The 17,938-nt window shown below is 39.4% G+C and carries 14 protein-coding genes; 1 reads left to right on the top strand and 13 read right to left on the bottom strand.

Annotation, left to right across the window (positions count from 1 at the left end; all coding sequences use genetic code 11):
* Positions 1-160: 160 nt before the first annotated feature.
* Positions 161-1,477, top strand: coding sequence for a thymidine phosphorylase (deoA, locus tag H4J39_RS12640; protein WP_182228782.1), 1,317 nt, complete (start codon positions 161-163; stop codon positions 1,475-1,477).
* A gap of 186 nt (positions 1,478-1,663) precedes the next feature.
* Here the strand turns inward: deoA and pgi are convergent, their stop codons facing one another.
* The 13 genes from pgi to xdhA form a co-directional block, all read right to left on the bottom strand.
* Positions 1,664-3,310, bottom strand: a complete 1,647-nt coding sequence (gene pgi, locus H4J39_RS12635) for a glucose-6-phosphate isomerase (RefSeq protein WP_182228781.1) — start codon at positions 3,308-3,310, stop codon at positions 1,664-1,666.
* A 62-nt stretch (positions 3,311-3,372) separates the two neighbouring features.
* Positions 3,373-4,335, bottom strand: coding sequence for a transaldolase (gene tal, locus H4J39_RS12630; RefSeq protein WP_182228780.1), 963 nt, complete (start codon positions 4,333-4,335; stop codon positions 3,373-3,375).
* A gap of 56 nt (positions 4,336-4,391) precedes the next feature.
* Complete coding sequence (locus tag H4J39_RS12625) at positions 4,392-5,612, bottom strand: NupC/NupG family nucleoside CNT transporter (protein WP_182228779.1); 1,221 nt, start codon at positions 5,610-5,612, stop codon at positions 4,392-4,394.
* 595 nt (positions 5,613-6,207) lie between these two features.
* The gene (locus H4J39_RS12620) at positions 6,208-7,419 is read right to left on the bottom strand and encodes a urate hydroxylase PuuD (protein WP_182228778.1); all 1,212 of its coding nucleotides are present in this window, start codon (positions 7,417-7,419) and stop codon (positions 6,208-6,210) included.
* A 40-nt stretch (positions 7,420-7,459) separates the two neighbouring features.
* A complete protein-coding gene (guaD, locus tag H4J39_RS12615; protein WP_182228777.1) occupies positions 7,460-8,785 on the bottom strand; it encodes a guanine deaminase in 1,326 nt (441 codons plus the stop codon).
* Positions 8,786-8,789: 4 nt separating this feature from the next.
* Complete coding sequence (locus tag H4J39_RS12610; RefSeq protein WP_182228776.1) at positions 8,790-9,323, bottom strand: ureidoglycolate lyase; 534 nt, start codon at positions 9,321-9,323, stop codon at positions 8,790-8,792.
* Between the two features lies 1 nt (position 9,324).
* Positions 9,325-9,669: a hydroxyisourate hydrolase gene (gene uraH, locus H4J39_RS12605; protein WP_182228775.1), complete on the bottom strand. Its 345-nt coding sequence runs from the start codon at positions 9,667-9,669 to the stop codon at positions 9,325-9,327.
* 4 nt (positions 9,670-9,673) lie between these two features.
* On the bottom strand, positions 9,674-10,225 hold the full coding sequence (gene uraD / locus H4J39_RS12600; protein ID WP_259368835.1) for a 2-oxo-4-hydroxy-4-carboxy-5-ureidoimidazoline decarboxylase: 552 nt from the start codon (positions 10,223-10,225) through the stop codon (positions 9,674-9,676).
* Between the two features lie 3 nt (positions 10,226-10,228).
* Positions 10,229-11,260, bottom strand: a complete 1,032-nt coding sequence (gene alc, locus H4J39_RS12595) for an allantoicase (RefSeq protein ID WP_182228774.1) — start codon at positions 11,258-11,260, stop codon at positions 10,229-10,231.
* 59 nt (positions 11,261-11,319) lie between these two features.
* Positions 11,320-12,687, bottom strand: a complete 1,368-nt coding sequence (allB, locus tag H4J39_RS12590; RefSeq protein ID WP_182228773.1) for an allantoinase AllB — start codon at positions 12,685-12,687, stop codon at positions 11,320-11,322.
* Positions 12,680-13,648: a xanthine dehydrogenase accessory protein XdhC gene (xdhC, locus tag H4J39_RS12585; RefSeq protein ID WP_182228772.1), complete on the bottom strand. Its 969-nt coding sequence runs from the start codon at positions 13,646-13,648 to the stop codon at positions 12,680-12,682. Before xdhC ends, allB begins: the two co-directional genes overlap by 8 nt.
* Positions 13,641-16,013 carry a xanthine dehydrogenase molybdopterin binding subunit gene (gene xdhB / locus H4J39_RS12580; RefSeq protein ID WP_182228771.1) on the bottom strand — a complete coding sequence of 791 codons (2,373 nt, stop codon included), beginning with the start codon at positions 16,011-16,013 and terminating at the stop codon, positions 13,641-13,643. Before xdhB ends, xdhC begins: the two co-directional genes overlap by 8 nt.
* Complete coding sequence (xdhA, locus tag H4J39_RS12575; RefSeq protein WP_182228770.1) at positions 16,006-17,586, bottom strand: xanthine dehydrogenase small subunit; 1,581 nt, start codon at positions 17,584-17,586, stop codon at positions 16,006-16,008. Before xdhA ends, xdhB begins: the two co-directional genes overlap by 8 nt.
* Between the last annotated feature and the right edge of the window lie 352 nt (positions 17,587-17,938).

The raw sequence follows: 17,938 nt of genomic DNA, 5'->3' as shown, positions 1-17,938 counted from the left end.
ACTAAGTAAAGCAATATAAAATTGAGCGATTAGTCACGCTGTCAGCTCAAGGCAAGATGCCATAATCGCTATAACTAACCCGCTGAACAATTACCCTACGGATGTTTGTTCTGCGAGTACCTAAAGCTTTTATAACACAATTATTATCTAAAGGATCTTTATGCACTTACCTCAAAATATTATTCGTCAAAAACGTAACAAACAAGCTTTAACCGTAGATGAAATTCAATGCTTTGTTGATGGCCTTAAAACGGGTGATTTTACCGATGCACAAGTAGGTTCTATGGCGATGGCAATTTGGCTTAACGGCATGACAACCGATGAAGTTGTAAACCTAACCATGGCTATGCGTGACTCGGGAACTGTTGTAAATTGGCATAATATGTTAGATAAACCCATTGTTGATAAGCATTCAACCGGTGGTGTTGGTGACAAAGTTAGCTTAATGTTAGCACCAATAGTGGCAGCCTGTGGTGCAAATGTCCCGATGATTGCTGGTCAAGGTTTAGGTCATACTGGTGGCACAGTTGATAAATTAGAGTCTATTCCAGGTTTTAATGTACGCCCTAGTCTGTCAGAGTTCCAAGCGACAGTGCAAGTTCAAGGTACCGCTATTATCTCACAAACAAAAGACTTAGCCCCTGCTGACAAACGTCTTTACTCAATCAGAGATGTTACTAGTACGGTTGAATCTATTCCTTTAATAACCGCCTCTATTTTGTCAAAAAAATTAGCAGCGGGCCTTGAATCATTAGTGATGGATGTCAAGGTTGGCAATGGCGCTATGATGGCTGATATAGAATCAGCTCGAGCCTTAGCTCACTCAATCGTTTCTGTTGCCAATGGCGCTGGAACACCTACTCAAGCATTAATTACTGATATGAATCAACCTTTAGGTACAACGGTAGGTAACGCACTTGAAATACAAGAAACTATTGATTATTTAACTGGAAAATACCGTGAGCCAAGGTTACATGAAGTAACAATCGCCCTTGCTGCTCGCATGTTATTAACCAGTAAGATAGCGACGAGTATTGAACAAGCAACTATTTTAGCCGAAGAGGCACTAACGTCTGGCAAAGCGGCTGAAATATTTGGAAAAATGATCACGGCAATGGGCGGCCCAGCTGATTTATTAACAAACAGTGAAAATAGACTGCCTAAAGCTAAGATCATTAAAAACATCACTGCGCCAACAGCTGGTTATATTGGCACAATGAACACTCGCGCTATTGGTATGGCGCTAGTAGAAATGGGTGGTGGTCGTGTCGATCATAATCAAAGCTTAGATTACAGTGTTGGCTTTAGTGATATAAAACCCAAAGGCACGAAAGTGGCTGAAGGTGATGTCATTGCTATTATACACGCGAAAGATGAGGCTCAAGCAAGCCAAGCGATTGAACAATACTTAAGTGCAGTTGAAATTTCAGCGATTCAAGTTATTGTTGAACCGGTTATCCACGAACTCATTACATAATATCTATTTGAGATAATAAAGCGCAATGATGCTTTATCTTTAATAATAAAAAACCGAGCGATAATAAGCTCGGTTTTTTTATGGCTGTTATTATATCATCCCTTAAAATAACGCGCGAAGACTGCTGCATTCCCAGAGATAAAGCAGCTTATTGAAGCTCACTCAATCAATAACGTTATCGCTCACTTAAGATTGATTAGCATAACGATATTGAGCAAGCAATAATTCGGTAGAGCTATCTGAAAGCTCAGTATTATTGGGTTGTCCTATACGGGATAATATATCATCCCCTAATATTTTCCCAAGCTCTACACCCCATTGGTCAAAAGAATTCAAATTCCAAATAACCCCCTGTACAAAGACTTTATGCTCATATAAGGAAATTAACGTTCCCAGTTGATAAGGCGTGAGTCTGTTAAAGGTCAAGGTATTTGATGGTCGATTACCCGGCATTTCTTTATGTTTAGCAATCACTTTAGCTAACGCTTCTTCCATGCCTGAACCAACAAGTTCATCATAGGCTTGTTGATGGGTTTTTCCTTGCATTAGTGTTTTACTTTGCGCAAAACAATTGGCCACAAGCATATCTTGATGGCCATTCATCTTATGTTCTGCGACAAGAGGTTGAATAAAATCAACGGGGACAACCGAAGTCCCTTGGTGTAACAACTGATGAAATGCATGCTGGCCATTTGTGCCTTCTGCACCCCAAATTACAGGGCCTGTGGTACTACTGACAATTTCATTGTTAAGCTGACAGCTTTTGCCATTAGATTCCATATCCATCTGTTGTACATACGCGGGGAAACCACGTAAATAATGACTATATGGTAATAAAGCATGGGTTTGGCAGCCAAAGAAGTTATGGTTCCAAACCCCTAACATCCCCATTAATACGGGTAAGTTTTGCTCAAGCGGTGCCTCTTTAAAATGCTGGTCAAGATCCGCCGCACCTTTAAGTAATTCAGTAAAACCCTGATTACCAATAGCCATTGCAATGGGCATACCAATCGCTGACCATAATGAATATCTACCTCCAACCCAATCCCACATAGGAAAAACATTCTCGCCACTAATGCCAAATGCGACGGCTTTAGTAACATTGGATGAAATAGCAATAAAGTGACGACTCAATTGCTCAAAAGCCACGTTGTTATCATAAAACCATTGGCGAGTAGACTCAGCATTCGTTAAGGTTTCTTGGGTATTAAACGACTTTGAAGCAATCAGCACCAAAGTCGTTTCAGGGTTTAAATCACATAAGACGTCATGGAGATGATTACCATCAATATTAGCAACAAAATGCTGTTTAGGCCCTCCTTGAACATAAGGTTTTAATGAAGTCGTTACTATTTTTGGCCCCAAAAAAGAACCACCAATGCCAAGATTTAAAACATCAGTAATACATTTGCCACTATACCCCAACCATTGCTTGTCGCGCACTTGGTTCACGACTGCTTCTACCTTAGTTCGTACCGCTTTGATTTGAGGTATAATATCAACTCCGTCAACGAGAATTGGCTTATCATCTTGTTGTCGTAAAGCGGTATGTAATACTGACCTATTTTCAGTATTATTAATCGGCGCACCTGCAAACATCGCATCACGTTTTGCGGCTAATTGTGCTGAATCTGCTAATGCCATTAATAAAGCACGCGTTTTTAAGGTAATACGGTTTTTTGAGTAATCGAGATTTAAGCCACAAGCGCTCACTGATAAATTTTCTGCTCGTTTGGGATCACTAGCAAACAAGTCACGCAAATGGCTACTTTCTACCTCAACTAAGTGTTGTTGCAGTGCTTGCCACTTATCGTTAAAAGTATCCATTAACATGAGCGGTGTCCTAACGTTATCTTAAAAGTATCCATTAGCATGAACAGTTTCCTGACGTTATCTTAAAATAATTGACTTAGTTGACTTTCGAGCTTGCACTGGTCAGTGGCAAAGTTACGAATACCTTCTGCTAATTTTTCTGTTGCCATAGCATCTTGATTCATCTCCCAGCGAAATTGCGCTTCGGTTAATGATGCTGGCTTTTCTTGAATATTTGTTGCTGGCATTAATTGTTGTGTGATCTGCTGATAATTTTCTGATAATTCGCTCATTAATGGTGGACTGATTGTTAGTCTGTCACAGCCCGCTAATGCGATAACCTCATCAATATTACGAAAACTTGCGCCCATCACTACAGTGTTATAATTATGCTGTTTGTAATAATTATAAATTTCTGTCACTGAAATCACCCCAGGATCTTCAGCGGCTAAATAGCTATCACGACCGGTATCTTTTTTGTGCCAATCAAGAATTCGACCAACAAAGGGTGAAATTAAATACACTTGTGCTTCAGCACAAGCTTTTGCTTGAGCAAAGCTAAATAACAACGTTAAATTACATTGAATGCCCTCTTGCTCGAGTTGTTTAGCGGCTTGAATACCTTCCCAAGTAGATGCCATTTTGATTAATATACGCTCTTTCCCAATACCGGCTTCTTGATACATAGCGATAAGTTGACGGGCCTTAACCATACTGGCCTCTTTATCAAAAGATAAACGTGCGTCAACTTCTGTAGAAATACGCCCAGGGACAATCGCTAAAATTTCTAAGCCAATTAATACTGATAATTTATCAGCCGCAAGACTGACTTCAATGGCTTTGTCTTTAGTCTGACTTTTTGCCCAATTGACAGCTTCTGTCAGTAAGTTTTGATAAGCAGGTATAGCAGCAGCTTTTAATAATAATGAAGGATTAGTCGTCGCATCCATTGGTGAAAATTTTGCTATGGCTTCAATATCGCCGGTATCAGCAACGACTGTTGTCATGGTTTTTAATTGTTCGAGTTGAGATAGTTGTGCTTGCATAATAATTCCTGTAAAAAAGTTTCTGTTTATTTATTTGTTTAAATTAATGAGGTAAATTAGATAAAAATGCCTGCAATAGTTGCGCTCATCAGGTTAGCCATAGCCCCAGCGAGAACCGCTTTCATGCCAAGCTTAGCAATATCAGGTCGACGTGTCGGTGCCATATTCCCCATACCGCCTAATAAAATAGCCACCGATGAAAGGTTGGCAAAACCGCACAGCGCAAAAGTAATAATGGCTTGGGTTCTTGTCGTTAATTGATCAGCAACCGTAATAAAATCTAGATAAGCAACAAATTCATTGATGATAATTTTTTGTCCTAAAAAGCTCCCTGCCATGTTTGCTTCATGCCAAGGAATACCAATAAGGTAAGCGACAGGTTGAAAAACATAACCTAAAATCAGTTGCAAACTAAGGTTTTGTAGGCCGAACCATTCTCCAAATCCGCCTAATAAACCATTTACCATGGCTAATAAAGCAACAAAAGCTAACAGCATTGCACCAACATTTAACGCGAGCATCATGCCGTTAGATGCCCCAGTTGCTGCTGCGTCAATCACATTAACCGCTTCTTTGGCATCGGTTTTCATATCGTCTAAATTATCATTGGGTTGTTCTGTTTCAGGCACTAACATCTTTGCCATAAGCAAACCGCCTGGTGCGGCCATAAAGCTTGCAGCAATTAAATATTTTAAGTCAATACCAATGCCTGCATAACCGGCAACAACAGATCCAGCTACTGAAGCGAGCCCACCAACCATTACAGCAAAAAGCTCCGAGCGTGTCATTTTAGGAAGAAAGGGCTTAATCACTAACGGCGCTTCTGTTTGGCCAACAAAAATGTTTGCGGTTGCTGACATCGATTCTGCTTGGCTGGTTTTAAGAAGTTTTTGTAGGCCACCACCTATAAATTTAATCACTAACTCCATCACGCCAATGTAGTAAAGCACGGCAATCAAGGCTGAGAAAAAAACAATAACCGGTAAAACATGGAACGCAAACATAAAGCCTAAACTTTTTTGCCCAATTTGCTCACCAAAGATAAAACTAATACCGTCATTAGCATAGCCAATAACACTAGACACACCGCTGGCAACACCCAGTAAAATGTCTTTTCCTGCGGGCATATACAAGACAAATGCCCCCAAAGATATTTGCAACACTAAGGCACCGATGATGGTACGCCAGTTAATATTTTTTCGATCTGACGAAGCTAAATAGGCAACAGCTAAGAGGATGAATACCCCTAAGATACTGCGTAATATATTTGTATCCATGTTATTCCTTTATTATTTCTGATGACACTAGATACCGATATAAATTACAGCGACATTAAAAACTTATTATTATTATTTGAATAAACCTGACTGTATAGTCAAGTTTAAATCTAAACTAAGAAGCTATTAAGGTCAATAAGATATTTGTATTGAAAAGGCTATACAGTCTTTTAAAATAAGTCTTTATAGTTTTATTGCCGAGCTGAAACGAAATAATATTAATGCGACCACACAAAAACCTGACCGCTTGGTTAATTTATATTGCATTTAACATTTGATGTTATAGGAGGTGATTATTTTTGGCAGAACAGTTGTTCTCAATGAATTTGACACCGTTGTAGATAACCCAAAAGAGCGAAGAGATATATGCCGCCAATAGACACTAAAGACAGTAAATTGTTCAGAAGGGATTATATGAGTCCTGTAGCATAATGAAGTAGGTATTTTAAGCGCTGGTCATATTTTTTGGTTAGAGTTGCTCAGTGCTGACCAAGAATGATCAGCGCTTAAGCCTAGGTCACAAAATGATGTTCGATAAATAAAGGTAAGGTTAAAGCAAAATATCTTCATATATTCAATACTTTTGCTTATCACTTTAGCCTTTATTTGAATCATCAATAATCGCTCCAGCTTTAATCCAATGTGCTAGTTGCGCTCTTTCTTTGTCAGTTATATTAGTTTTATTGAGTAAAGGCATATCTTGACTATCAATTACCCGTGCTTTTATCCGAGGTGCCCACTGCTTAAGTTGTGCTTGAGTATCAAGCATTACACCTGCAGGAGCTGAGCTGAACATATCATCAGTGGGGGTTGCTGAATGACATGTCGTGCAACGTTGCTGCACAATACTCATTGCGGTACTTGCATTAACCGCTGCTAATTTGTCAGCGCTACTATCAGCTGATTTTGGCGCTATGACAATAGCGAGGGCTATCGTAGCCAAGCCTGCAGCAATAAGTATCATCGGTTTTTGCTTACCAAAGTGGCGAAGAATAAAATATTGTCTCGCTGCACCCGTAATAATAATTATCGCCACTAATACCGCCCAGTTATAAGGTTGGTTATAAGTAATGGGATAATGATTAGAGATCATAATGAACAAGACTGGCAAGGTGGTATAGGTATTAAAAGTTGACCGTAATTTCGCTTTTTGTGCATATTTTGGATCAGGGGCTTCGCCGCTTTCAACAGCCGCAACTAAAGCACGTTGTGCAGGCATAATACCGCGAAATACATTACCCGCCATAATGGTACCTATTACAGCACCAACATGAATAAAGGCACCTCGAGCACTAAAAACTTGGGTTAATCCATACGCTAAACCTGCGCCCATAAGCAATAATACCAGCGCAAAAAGCACTGAATGGTTAGCCAGTCTAGTCATACACATCAATTCATAAGCTAACCAGCTACCAAATATTACTGACAAGCCGATAATTATCGCCTGCATTTGACTAATATCGGCAACACGAGGGTCAATAAGATAGGATTCTGCGCCAACATAATACATTACAATTAGCAGTGCAAAACCGGTTAACCACGTACTGTAAGCTTCCCATTTAAACCAATGTAACGTCGTTGGCATTTTTTCTGGTGCAAGTTGATATTTAGCAACTTCATAAAAACCACCACCATGAATAGCCCAAAGGTCGCCTTTAATGCCTTTGTCTGCTTTCCACTGTGGTGGTGTTTCAAGGTGATTGTCTAACCACACAAAATAAAATGACGCGCCAATCCAAGCAACGCCCGTTACTAAATGTAGAAAGCGTAAAATTAAGTTAAGCCATTCAGCAATATATGGATCCATATTTTTTCCTACTTATTAATTCTTATAATTATTGTGTGCGCTAATCGTGATGAATATTGGCTAACTCGCCCTGTATATAAGTAGCCTTAACCGCACGGTCATCGCCTAATATAGTAAAAGAGAATAGTTTTTCTGCCAGTGTTTGGCACTGCTCTAATCTCAACTTAATTAATGGCGTTGCATGATAATCAAGTACGATAAAATCAGCTTCACAGCCCGGTAAAAAATTACCTATCGTACCTTCTAAATCTAATGCCCTCGCGCCGCCTAATGTTGCCAAGTAGAACGACTGCAGCGAATCAAGTTTTTTACCTCTAAGCTGTTGTGTTTTGTAGGCATCTTTTAATGTTTCTAATATTGAGAAGCTTGTTCCTGCGCCAATATCAGTCCCTAAACCCACTTTAATATTGTGTTGCTGTGCAACATCAAGTTTAAAGAGTCCGCTGCCTAAAAATAAGTTTGAACTTGGACAAAAGGATAAAGCAGAATTAGTCTGGGCTAAGTCTTTATATTCAGCGTCACATAAGTGTATGCCGTGAGCAAAAACACTGCGTTCACCGAGTAACTCATGTTTTTTATAGACATCCAGATAGTTTTCACAATCTGGGTTGAGCGATTTAACCCATTCTATTTCTTTCAAGTTTTCAGACAAATGAGTTTGCATATAAACACCTGGATGTTCTTTTAACAATTGTCCTGCCAAACTTAACTGTTGATCACTGCTGGTTGGCGCAAATCTAGGCGTTACTGCGTATTGCAAGCGGCCTCTACCATGCCAATTTTCGATAAGCTGTTTAGAATCATCATAACTACTTTGCGCGGTATCGATTAAATCATCCGGTGCGTTTCTGTCCATCATCACTTTGCCAGCAATCATTCGTAGATTTTTACGTAAAGCTACTTCAAAAAAAGCATCGACTGATTCAGCATGTACTGAGCCAAATACAAGTGCTGTTGTTGTACCACTGCTAAGTAATTCATTTAAGAAAAACTCGCTGATTTTGCTCGCGTACGCTTTATCAGCAAACTTTTTTTCGGTAGGAAAGGTATAATCTTCTAGCCACTGTAGTAATTGCTCACCATAACTTCCTATCATTTCAGTTTGAGGGTAATGGATATGGGTATCAATAAACCCAGGAACGATTAGGCCATTTTTAATGTGTGTAACGACGATAGCACTATCTAAATTAACTAAGATAGCTTTTGCAGTACCGAGTTGTTTAACTTTGCCATTTTCTATAAGCAAAAGACCATCTTCAAAATACTGATAGCCGTACGGTTCGTTTTGCTCAGTATTTTGGCAAGACGTTAAGGCAGGGTCTTCTGTGAAGTGTAAAATTTCACCACGAAAAGCTTTTACTGACATCGACTTAATAGTTCCTGTTGTCTAAATTAAAATGAATGGTAATTGTATTTTCTAACGTAACTTCATCGCAGTTTTTACCGACACCTTGTCGGTCAACAACTAAGAAGTCAGACGTTTTACCTAAGGCTAAACTATAGTGATGCCAAGTACCTTTATGGTAATTAACACCTTGGTTTCCTTGGGCAATAAAGATCTGAAGCTTGGTCACGTCAAATTCGCCCTTTGGTGCAACCACAACAAGGTAAGCGTTAGCAGACAAAGGATAGAATGCTTGACTAGATAAGGGATGACGCTCCATACAATCAATCGTTAACTGCCCTTTCTTATCATTAATTTCACAACATGCTTTTGGCGATGAACGAAAAACACTGATAATGCCTTGTCCTGCTTCATCGGTAACATCAAGGGAAGTTAATGCATGAAACCTTTCGGTTAGACCATAATTAATCGATATTTTCTCAGCATCATCACTGACTTCAATAACATCGCCAAAAGGTTCAAATGCCTCTCGGGTAAGTGGCTTAGCATGTAACTCCATACTAGCTACCACGATAGGTTGAGTAACCAAAAGCCGTCAGCAATAAGGGAATATGGTAATGGTCACCATCTCCACTAATATTAAAAACAATATCAACGTAAGGGTAAAAGGCTTGCTCGTTCAGCGCGCTAAAGTAATCACTAATAGCAAAATGAACGCGGTAACTCCCAGCAGGCAATACCCGATTTTGTTCAAGTAAAGCAGGTACTCGCCCATCAGCATTTGTTTTACCTTGTGCTAATAGCAACCATTCTCCTTCATTATTACGTTCAAACAGTGAAATGGTAATACCTGCGGCGGGTTTACCGCGACTTGTGTCTAATACATGCGAAGTTATTTGACTCATCGTTTTATATCTCTTTTACGTTTGAAGCAGTGTTTATAGTCACAGGCGTTTCGATCATTTTTTCAATTCTGATCTGCAAAATTTTTCTTTGCTCTTCTGCTGCGTTGATGATTTCTTCTGATCTTTCATTAACAATACGTTGACTCAATGTTTCTAACATCTGTGACGCTGTTTTACCGGTGGCGCAAACAATAAAAATGAAACCAAATTTTTCTTGATAGTTATCATTTAATTGCTTTAACTGAGTTAACGTTTTTTCTGTTGCTGTGTTCACTCCCGATTGCTCACCCGCTGCTATTTTTTCTGTTGAGCGATATTTTTCTCTTAAACTTGATACATCACCAATTTTGGGATGCCCTTCAAAAGCTTGCAAATAATCAGCTTCCGTTAAGCCTTGCCAATTGATATCTGCTTGCGCAGACAGAGTATCGAAACTGCTAAATGGCATGGCTGCAATCATTCGTTCAACCCAGGCATTAGCCGTACAGCACTGCAAAAAGGCAAGTTTTGCTTCTTCAGGTTGTAATTTATTTAACGCAGAAATTTTCATATTCATTAGTTACCCTACGTAGCCCATAATGCGCATTCGACTAACACCACCATCAGGGTAGATATTTAATCTGACATGACTAAAAGACTGTTTATTATCGTCGACAACAAACCACTGCTCTCTATCAGCGTAAAGCTTTGTTTGGTCGATAATAGTTTGCCATTTCATTTCATCTAAAGCCGTTATGCTTTTTTCAGCATTAGCACCTTCTAACTTGAAGGTGTCAGGGAAGTTACCTTTGAAGTGGCAGGTATCAATGAGTACTTTTTTGATTTGAGCGACTTTCGCCAATTCAATAATGATCCAGTCAGGTCCGGGGTCTCGGCGACGTTTAGTTTCCCAACCATCCCCCATATCTTTACCACGACCCGGCATAATTAAATTATTTTTATCACTGAAAAACATATCGCTACATAACAGGGCTTTACCACCATTGGTAATGGCCGCAACATCAATTAACTCGCCTGTTAAAAATTGCTGCCAATCAGCGACAACTTCACCATAAACGCGGAATCTTGCAACACCACCGTCTGGGAAAATATTCAAACGTACATGTGTCCAAACTTGATCGCTTTGCACGGCAAATATATTTTGGCTATGCGCATGAGTCTCATGCTTTGTTAATATTTCTGTCCATTGTGTATTATCATCAGGGTTACCTATTGAAATACAGCCTTCAATACTTATTTGTGCAGGTGCATTACCACGAAAGAAATTAGTATCTACATCTACGCCTTTAATGATGCCTGGGGTACCAAGGCGGATCACACACCAATCGAATGCTCGACCATTGTCACGACCATAGCTTCTGCGTGATTCCCAACCGTCCATCCATTTACCACGATCTGTATATTTATCGTCAATAAAAATGCCACGACCAGGCTTAAGTAAGTTTTCCATTTCTGCAAAGAAATCATCACTACACGCGATAGTCTCTCCACCAATACGTTTTGACGCTAAATCAACATAGTTACTGGTTATAGTGTCCAATAAAGTATCAATACTTTTTGTATCTGAAGTGTTTACGGTTAAATCATTCATTTAAATTCTCTTTCATTAATGCTTTTATTATTAAATTTAGCTTTTATTTAACGCGCGTATTAGTAGTTATGTTTCAACAAAGTATTACCTTGAGGTTGACCGATAATGTCTTGCTCGCTATAAACCAGTTGGCCACGGAGATAAGTTTTGCTGACTTCGCCCGTTACTTTTTTACCAACATAAGGGGTGATTTTATGTTTATGTTTGATCATATCACTACTAATAATGACTTCTTTTTCATCATCGAATACTAAAATGTCTGCATAAGCGCCTACAGCGATTTTTCCTTTTTTGTCATCTAAACCAACGAATTGAGCCGTTGCTGTCGACATTAAATGACTGATGTCTGATAAAGTAAAACCGCGTTGTTTTGCTTCCGTCCAAATTAAAGGTAAACCAAATTGTAGTGCGGAGATTCCTCCCCACGCACTCTCTAAGTCGCCAGAGTCTATTTTTTTCAACTCAGGCGTACAAGGAGAATGGTCAGAGACAATAAAATCAATATCACCGGCCTTTAATGCTTGCCAAAGTTTTTGTCTGTTTTCATCTTCTCGTATCGGCGGACAACATTTAAAAAGGGTTTTTCCATCAGGAATTTCTTCGGAGAACAGCGTCAAATAATGAGGGCACGTTTCCGCGGTAAACTTCAGGCCTGCTTTTTTGGCATAAATGATTTTTTCTAATGCATCACTTGATGATAAATGCACAATATGGATGTGAGCATCAACCCCTTCCGCTTTAGCTTCTTCGCCCAACGAGACCATTAGATCAATAGCGTCGTTCTCCCATGACCTTGGTCTAGAGTCGAGAAAACTTTGGTATTTATCGCCAATTTCCTGTGGTTCGTTATGCGCTTTATCTAATTCAGCATGGATCAAATATGGCACCTGATGTTTTGCCATAATCGGTAGTGCTTTTTTAACGTCTTCACCGCTAACATTTGGGAATTCATCTACACCAGAATGTATTAAGAAACTTTTTGCGCCTAAAACGCCAGCACTCAACAATTCATCTAATTGTGCGCCATTGTTCTCAAGACTTTGGGGGATAACGCCGCCCCAAAACCCACAATCTACCCAAAGTTTTCCTTTAAGCGCTTGCAGTTTAATGTCTAATGCTTCTTTTGTAACGGTTGCTGGAATACAATTAAGTGGCATATCAACTAATGTTGTAATACCGCCAGCTGCGGCTGCTTGTGTAGCTGTGTTAAAGCCTTCCCAGTCTGTACGTCCGGGCTCGTTTATATGTACATGAGTATCAACTAACCCCGGCATTATCACTAAATTACCGTGATCGATTAACTCGCATTCAACTTCACATTCGTAAGGTAGTAAGGTATCAATTAAGCCGTTATTAATAATAAGGGTCAAAGCTTTTACACCGTTTGGTGTGATCACACGTTTTGAGCGCAGTGCGAAATTATTCATTTATCTTCTCCGTAACCGATTTACTGAGTATAGGTTCATTATTGTTTTGGCTAGTATTTTTAAAATTTTCACTTTTAAGATCCGCACGTTTAAGGTTAGAGCCGCTATTGAGTAACGGTGCTAACGCTTTAAAACTAATGCCTTGAGCCTTACTTGAGTGATGACTAGCATTGTCATCTTTTTGATATAAACCAATAACTTCAGCAGCAATAGATACCGCAACTTCCATAGGTCGTTTACCCGGGACTTCGCTTAAGCCAATAGGACACTTGAGTTGTTCTATTGCTTCTTGGCTGAATTCTCTATGTTTTAAACGGTGCTGAAAGCGCTTCCATTTTGTCTCAGAACCAATAAGACCCGCGTATGCAAAGTCACCTCGCTTTAATAGCGCCTGACAAAGTTCGAAATCTAATTGATGATTATGCGTCATGATGATAAAAAAGCTGCCTGCTGGCATATTTGCAATTTCGTCAACAGGGTTGTCACTGACAATACATTCAACATTATGAGGGAAATTATTAAGCATTTTGGCTGGAAATTGTGCTTCACGGTTGTCTACCCATTTTACCTGACAAGGCAAATCAGCCAGTATAGTCGTTAACGCTTTACCTACATGCCCTGCACCAAAGAGCATTATTTGAGTTTTACACGCCGCAAAGCTTTCAAACAAAACCGTACAATCACCACCACAACATTGTCCTAACGTGGCACCTAATGAGAAATGTTCAATATGTTGATTTTCATCCTTGTCGGCTAATAATTTATGTGCAATAGCGATAGACTTAAATTCTAAGTGCCCACCACCAATCGTGTCATAAGTCGACTTGGCAGTAACAACCATTTTTGTACCCGAATTTCTTGGCGCAGAGCCATGAACACCAATAATAGTAAGCAGTACAAATGCTTCACCTTTAGCCTTTAATAAGCTAACAGCTTCAGACCAACGTTGACGATTATCCATTTTCAACAATCCGCTGTTGCGCTGTTATCAATTGTACAGCTTTCAAAACTCGCTCTGGTGTAGCAGGTGTATCAAGAGATGGAATAACGCCTTTAACTCTGTCTTTAACATCAACAGAATTAGCAATGGCTGCTCGCAATGCTGACCATACCGAAATAGCCAACATAAACGGAGGTTCGCCAACCGCTTTAGAGTGGTAAATTGTTGCTTCACGATTAGGCGAATCTTTTAACAACTCAACATTAAATACTTTAGGTGCATCACTAATCGCAGGGATCTTATATGTTGCAGGTCCCGTTGTTAACAAACGTCCTTTATCATTCCAATGCAATTCTTCTGAGGTTAACCAACCGACACCTTGAATGTAACCGCCTTCAATTTGGCCAATATCGATGGCGGGATTTAAAGAATCTCCAACATCATGTAAAATATCGGTTTGCAATAATTTGTATTCACCCGTTAGCGTATCGATTATTACTTCAGATACTGATGCACCCATCGCAAAATAGAAGAAAGGCCTACCTGTTGCATTCTCTCTATCGTAATGAATTTTAGGTGTACGGTAAAAACCAGTTGACGATAAGGAAACACGAGCAAAATACGCTTTTTGAACCAGTTCAACAAAACTGATTTTGTCTTTACCTACTTCAACAGCATCTTCACTAAAAGTAATATCGTTGTTGTCTACTTTAAAATGCTCAACCGCAAAATCAATCAATCTTTGCTTAATAGTTTGTGCGGCGTTTTGAGCGGCTTTACCATTAAGATCTGTCCCTGAAGAGGCGGCAGTTGGTGAAGCATTAGGTACTTTGTCGGTTCGGGTTGCAGAGACCTTTACGTTATCAACATCAATACCAAAAACCTGAGCAACTATCTGTGCGATTTTAGTATGTAACCCTTGGCCCATTTCTGTGCCGCCGTGCGTTACGTCTACGCTACCGTCGGTATAGATATTAATCAACGCGCCTGCTTGATTTAAATGCTGCGCAGTAAACGAAATACCAAATTTAACAGGCGTAAGTGAAAGGCCTTTTTTAAGAAATTTACTACTAGCATTAAAATCCGCTATTTCTTGAAGACGTTCAGTATATCGAGCGTTTGCTTCAAGTTTTGATATCATCTCGCTTAAATTATTGTGTTCAACTTGCTGATGATACGGCGTAATATTGCGATCATCGGTGCCATAAAGATTCGCTTTACGAACGGCTAAAGGATCTAATCCTAGAGAATAGGCAATGTCGTCCATTACGCATTCAATGATCATCATGCCCTGTGGTCCACCAAAACCTCGAAAAGCAGTATTAGACGCGGTATTTGTTTTACAACGATTGCCAGTAATACTCACTTGGTCCAAGTAATACCCGTTATCGGCATGAAACATCGCTCTGTCAACAATAGCGTCTGATAAATCAGGCGAGTAACCACAATTACCGTTAACGGTTAAATCAATTCCTTCAATAATACCTTGATCGTTAAAGCCCACTTGATAGTGATTTTCAAAGGGGTGTCGCTTACCTGTCATCATCATATCGTCTGAACGGTTTAGGCGAATTTTTACTGCTTTTTGCGTTTTATTAGCTAGCACAGCCGCTAAACAAGCCCAACCAGCAGCTTGAGTTTCTTTGCCACCAAAGCCGCCACCCATGCGTTTCATATCGACAACGACACGATTAAAGGGAATACCTAAAACTTCAGCAACAAGCTTTTGTACTTCAGCGGGATGTTGGCTTGATGAATAAACGGTCATACCGCCATCTTCGGTTGGAATAACACTAGCAACTTGACCTTCAAGATAAAAATGTTCTTGTCCACCAATAGCAATTTTACCACTAAGTTTATGCTTAGCTTGCTTAATTGCGATTGCGCTATTTCCTCTTTTCATACTATGTGGCGGTCTAACAAAACTTTTGGCCGCTAACGCTTCATCAATACTAAGCACAGGCTTAGTTTCTTTATACTCAATTTTCGCAAGCGCTACTGCTTGTTTAGCGAGATCATGACTTGTTGCTGCCACTGCAAAAATAGCTTGACCATAAAATTCGACAACATCGTTTGTTAATATCGGATCACCCGGAAAAACAGGGCCAATGTCTGTATGGCCGACAATGTCATCAAGCGTAATAACCGCCATAACACCTTTTGCGGTACGTACTGCGGTCAAATCTATCGCCGTAATATTACCACTGGCAATGGTTGCCATACCTACGGCTGCGTGCAGTTGTCCTAACGACTCTAACTTATCGTCAGTGTAAACAGCTTTGCCGGTCACGTGCATTTCAGCGCTTTCATGCTTAGTAGAGCGCCCTACTGCACCTGTATTGCTTTTCTTATTTTTTTGCTTATCTGCATCAGTCAATTTACGCATGAGTAACTCCATTTACTTTCAACTTCTCTGCTTCAAAGGTATTAGTTTCAAACGTTTCAATCCGCGTCGACGCATGCGTCTGCTCTAGTTCATAAAAACATTTTCTGACTAAATTTTTTGCCACTTGTAAACGATATTCACTACTCGCTCTAACATCAGATAAAGGAGAGAAGTCTGTTGCTAACGCCTCCATGGCTAAAGCAATATTTTGGTCGTTTGGCACTTTGCCCATTAATGCTTGTTCACAAGTAAAAGCACGTTTAGGAATTCCCGCCATACCGCCAAAAGCAATTTTAATGTCTGACACTTTTTGGTGAGAAAATTCGATATAAAAACAAGCGAGCACGGTTGAAATATCATCATCTAAACGTTTGGAAATTTTAAATACTTTTAAGTGTTTTTTATTCACCGCTTTAGGGATTTCAATACGTTGAATAAATTCTCCGCTTTCAAGCTTAGTGACTTTATAATCAACAAAATAATCTTCAACAGATACTACGCGAGTACGTTGTCCTTTTCTCAGCACGAGTTTTGCACCTAAGGCGATTAAAACCGGTGGCGTATCACCGATAGGAGAAGCATTACCGACATTCCCCCCTAACGTGCCAGAGTTTCTGACTTGCGTAGAACCAAGTCGATAAAGCATTTGACCAAATTCAGGATAGTGCTTGGTTAATAAAGCATGACTGTCTTGATAACTGACCATTGCACCAATAGACAGCATATCTTCAGTTTCTTTGATTTGAGCAAGTTCGCTAACATTACCCATCGCAATCATGGTTTGAATTTGCGCCATGTTTTGAGTAACACTTAATGCTAAATCAGTGCCACCCGCTAATAACTTTGCTTGCGGAAATTTTTCAACAAGTTGGGCTAATTTATCAAGGGTACTGGGCAGGTAAAGACTTTTATCGTTATTGTGAAGTACGACTGTTTCTTGCTGCTTTGAAATATTTTTCAGTGTATTAATAGTGGCTAATTTATCTTGGTCGAATTGATCTACCTCATCATTATTACAAGCTTGCTTTGCTGCATCAGTAATTGAACGGTATCCTGTACAGCGACATAAGTTACCCGCTAATCCATGCTCTATGTCATTGTCTAAGCTTAGGTTGAGATCAGACGATGAAGATTCAGTAGTAGCATCGGTAAAGGAAGTTTGCGCTAAGTTTTTCTTTAATGAGAAAAGTGACATAACAAAACCGGGGGTGCAAAAGCCGCACTGAGAACCATGACAATCAACCATCGCTTGCTGAACAACATGTAATTTATTACCTTGTTGTAAATCTTCAACGGTTAGTAATTGTTTGCCATGAAGCGCCGATAAAAAAGTAATACACGTATTAATAGATTGGTAACTAAGGTTTTCGGTCGTTGACTGATTATTCTCTTTCGTCGCAACTTCCACAAGCACAGCGGTACAAGCACCACAATCGCCTGAGGCACACCCCTCTTTAGTTCCTTTTCGACTTAACTCTTGTCTTAAATAATTGAGCACTGTCATATTAGGGTCACAATTTTCTATGACGGTAAGCTCGTTATTTAGCAAAAATTGAATGTTATTTTCTGACATAGTGCTTTAACCTTTACAAGTATGCATTACAAAATTTAATCAAACTTTCTATTGTAACTTTAGTTCTTTAACCAAATTTTAACTGACGGTTTACTGCTAATATTTTCGCGCATTTTAAGCGCCTCACAGTAAGTAAAAATGTGCCTTTAAACTCACTCAGCACTGCAACCATAAAGCCTGTAAGCTTAGGTTTATGCGGATATAATTTATTATTTTTAAGAACTTCAACGACAAAGACTCTGGCACATAGAATTAATTTACAGAAGAACATGACCAATTTTGCGAATTTTTATTCGTCTTTTAGCAATAACTTCACTAAATTTTAGCTATTTTAATTTACATAATAGAAATA

The sequence above is a fragment of the Colwellia sp. Bg11-12 genome, from assembly GCF_014076955.1.
Taxonomy (GTDB): Bacteria; Pseudomonadota; Gammaproteobacteria; order Enterobacterales; family Alteromonadaceae; genus Colwellia_A.
The sequence above is the reverse complement of the archived record's forward strand: the minus strand, read 5'-3'. Positions and strand labels throughout refer to the sequence as shown.

Excerpts from the sequence above, each read along its gene's own strand:
- xdhA (WP_182228770.1), bottom strand. The coding sequence starts at position 17,586 with ATGTCAGAAAATAACATTCAATTTTTGCTAAATAACGAGCTTACCGTC.
- alc (WP_182228774.1), bottom strand. The coding sequence starts at position 11,260 with ATGAATGATTTAACCGTAAACACTTCAGATACAAAAAGTATTGATACT.
- pgi (WP_182228781.1), bottom strand. The coding sequence starts at position 3,310 with ATGTTAATGGATACTTTTAACGATAAGTGGCAAGCACTGCAACAACAC.
- allB (WP_182228773.1), bottom strand. The coding sequence starts at position 12,687 with ATGAATAATTTCGCACTGCGCTCAAAACGTGTGATCACACCAAACGGT.
- deoA (WP_182228782.1), top strand. The coding sequence starts at position 161 with ATGCACTTACCTCAAAATATTATTCGTCAAAAACGTAACAAACAAGCT.
- xdhC (WP_182228772.1), bottom strand. The coding sequence starts at position 13,648 with ATGGATAATCGTCAACGTTGGTCTGAAGCTGTTAGCTTATTAAAGGCT.
- H4J39_RS12610 (WP_182228776.1), bottom strand. The coding sequence starts at position 9,323 with ATGGAGTTACATGCTAAGCCACTTACCCGAGAGGCATTTGAACCTTTT.
- H4J39_RS12620 (WP_182228778.1), bottom strand. The coding sequence starts at position 7,419 with ATGGATCCATATATTGCTGAATGGCTTAACTTAATTTTACGCTTTCTA.
- H4J39_RS12625 (WP_182228779.1), bottom strand. The coding sequence starts at position 5,612 with ATGGATACAAATATATTACGCAGTATCTTAGGGGTATTCATCCTCTTA.
- xdhB (WP_182228771.1), bottom strand. The coding sequence starts at position 16,013 with ATGCGTAAATTGACTGATGCAGATAAGCAAAAAAATAAGAAAAGCAAT.
- uraH (WP_182228775.1), bottom strand. The coding sequence starts at position 9,669 with ATGAGTCAAATAACTTCGCATGTATTAGACACAAGTCGCGGTAAACCC.
- uraD (WP_259368835.1), bottom strand. The coding sequence starts at position 10,225 with ATGAATATGAAAATTTCTGCGTTAAATAAATTACAACCTGAAGAAGCA.
- tal (WP_182228780.1), bottom strand. The coding sequence starts at position 4,335 with ATGCAAGCACAACTATCTCAACTCGAACAATTAAAAACCATGACAACA.
- guaD (WP_182228777.1), bottom strand. The coding sequence starts at position 8,785 with ATGTCAGTAAAAGCTTTTCGTGGTGAAATTTTACACTTCACAGAAGAC.